This is a genomic window from Capnocytophaga catalasegens (genome assembly GCF_026005215.1).
Classification (GTDB): Bacteria; Bacteroidota; Bacteroidia; order Flavobacteriales; family Flavobacteriaceae; genus Capnocytophaga; species Capnocytophaga catalasegens.
The window spans coordinates 9,270-11,991 of sequence record NZ_BPMA01000063.1 but is presented as its reverse complement, the minus strand read 5'-3'; the positions used below and the strand labels follow the sequence as shown (position 1 = coordinate 11,991).

At 28.1% G+C, this 2,722-nt stretch carries 4 protein-coding genes; all 4 read right to left on the bottom strand.

The features are described from left to right. Window positions 1–631, bottom strand: a 631-nt coding sequence (locus OO775_RS12570; RefSeq protein WP_264847555.1) for a hypothetical protein, incomplete at its 3' end; no start/stop codon positions are given. Then, entirely contained in the window at window positions 618–1,394 is a 777-nt protein-coding gene (locus tag OO775_RS12565) for a DUF5675 family protein (protein WP_264847554.1), read from the bottom strand. The genes OO775_RS12565 and OO775_RS12570, both read right to left, overlap by 14 nt. Before the next feature lie 81 nt (window positions 1,395–1,475). Then, complete coding sequence (locus OO775_RS12560) at window positions 1,476–2,120, bottom strand: hypothetical protein (protein WP_264847553.1); 645 nt, start codon at window positions 2,118–2,120, stop codon at window positions 1,476–1,478. Continuing rightward, window positions 2,101–2,722, bottom strand: a 622-nt coding sequence (locus tag OO775_RS12555; protein WP_264847552.1) for a M23 family metallopeptidase, incomplete at its 5' end; no start/stop codon positions are given. The genes OO775_RS12555 and OO775_RS12560, both read right to left, overlap by 20 nt.

The window sequence follows — 2,722 nt, the reverse complement described above, 5'->3', positions numbered from 1 at the left end:
AATCACCAGAGCAAGGAATGCGATGCTGTCCCCAATTACACTCTTGACTTTTACCTGTCTTGTAACTCGTCCAAGTGCCTATAAACTGATAATTCCTACATCCATCATAACCATCAAAAATATCTTCGTATTCAATAACATTTTGTTTTTTCTTCCAAGAAACAATTATTTTTCCCTCAAAAATACCTGTTGCAGTTAACTCTTTATCTTCATACAATTGGTAAGTCAATATTGAAAATCCATAAAGGTCATCAACGGAACTTTCAAAAGGAAGTTCAGAAAATAAAAAACTATTTTCAACAAAAAATATTCCTTCAAAAAATCTTTTGTTTTTATTTATTACAGTACTAAATCCTTTGATTAAGTACTTCTGTGGATTTTTTTTATATTGATTTACAGAAAGGATAATAATTTTTAATCTTTTTTTATTTTCACCTATAAAGCCCAAAAAATCTGTCTTGTTGTATCTTAAAACATTTTCTAAATTTATATGTTTTGTACATCTTTGATATTGCAAATTCTCAATCATAAACGTTTTTTTCACTTGTTCAAAAGTACATTTTTCTTGTCCAATTGCAAAGAAATAAAACAATACAAGCACGATAAATATTATTTTTTTACTTAATTTCATCTTTAATAATTAATTTAACATTTTTAATCCCTTTTTCTTTTATTTTATCTAAAATTTCATATAATGTCTCAACAGAATTTCTAAGATTTGTATTTCTCTTATCAATATTCATATTTAAAGTTGTACTTGGTAAAATACATCCCTTTGTCCATCCTCCATCCTGTCCTGCGTGTATTAAAATACCTCTATCAGCAGAAACATTTTCATTATAAACACAAACTACACCATATTCTAAAACAGGAAAATTTAAATTCCACTTTCTTCCAAAAGCACTTTGAAGTGTATACTTATTTTTTGGATAATCAGTTGAAAAATGCCATTTTAGATTATAAGTTCCTACTGGGATTCTTTTATCTTGATTACTTATTGTTGTTTCGGGTCCATAAGGTTCGCAAATAAAACCTGTGATATCATCAAAAACAAAAGTTCCAAAAGTAGCACTACTTCCATTTTCTCCTGTCCACCTTTCCCATTTGCGGGTAATATATATGATATTTTTATCCAAAACACCAAACACCCTCTTCATTTGCTCTACCCAACCAAAAGGCTCAAAGTACCAAAATGTATCCGTTTTAAAAACACCTTTTGCTTTGAGTACCGCCCAAAAATCATACAAAGCATCGTATTTAGTTTTGGTTTCCTTTAAGCGTTCCTTTATTTTATCATCTGAGGCATCAGGATGATGATATTTCAAAAACTTTTTACCGTCTTCCTCTATTTTGCTCCACGAATACGACCATTCACTTTTATGTTTGCAAACCATTCGTGAAAAAGTATGATACAATTCTGGTTTGTTATAACAGGCTTGTAGCTCTTCGTTTTGTACACAAATTCAATGAAAAAGCTATCTAAAAACTTCTGGAAATGTTTTATAAAAAAAAGAATTATTGTAATATGGAGGTAATAAATTTAAATCTATTGTTTTTTTTAAATCCCATTTATTAAAATTATATAAATAAATATTTAATCTCGCATTTTTCTTATAAACGATACTCTCAAAAGTGCAATTATCTTCATGAAGATATTGTTTAACAATATGGCAAACAAAAATATTATATTTGTCATAATTATTGTTAATGATAGAGTCTATTTTTTTACTATCTTTCTCTAAATCATAATCTTCAAAATTATAATCCTCAAAAAATTTTTTTTCCCAAAAAAAACGTAATTCTTTTTCCTTGGGAATAAAATGAATAGTAAAGTAACCTTCATTTTTACAATTTAAATATGATTTCACAGGGTGGTCTGAAATATTTGACTCATCTAATACCATCTCAAATGGTATACTATCATATTTTTTATCAAAAAAATTAATAATATCGATATTCTCTTTTTCTTGAATTTCTTTCTCTTGAATCTCTTTTTTAATGGTGTCTTGCTTTGTTTCGATAGAAAAATTTGTAAGGTTATCATTTTTTATATTTCCTTTACAAGCAAAACAAACTTGAAACAATATTATCCAATAAATTTTATTTAATTGCATTTCCATTTTCGTCAAATTTAGTTTTCATATAATCCTCAGGTTGTAATCTATCTTTTCCATAAAAAGAAGTTACACCAGCTCCATTGGAACAGGCTTCTATATGGCAATGCCAATATTTACTCCTTATTCCTTTTATTAAATTTCCTTTGCTATCTAATATCTCTGCTCCATTACCCGTAGAACCAGAAAGGGCTATTTTTTGTCCGTGTTTTATCCTGTCTCCTTTTTTTACATAGACTTTGTCCAAGTGACAGTATAAAATATATACAGAGTTACCATTTTTATCTTTAGATTTTATATTTACAACATTTCCTAATTTTTTATATCCATATTCATTTGTTGCAAAAGAAGAAACAACTGCTTCTACAACTCCACACATTAAAGAATGAACCTCTTTATAATTAGGACCTGATACAATATCAACTCCTTTATGTCCTCTTGTTGACCCTTTTCCATATCGGTTATTATTTTTTCCTCCATTATCTGCACTTATTTCTGGATTTTCCCATACATCTTGATAATCAAAACATTGAGAACAATCGTCAGGACAAACGCTTTCTTGCCCTATTTCTTGTCTAAAAACATAATTATTCACTTTTTCAAGAAGA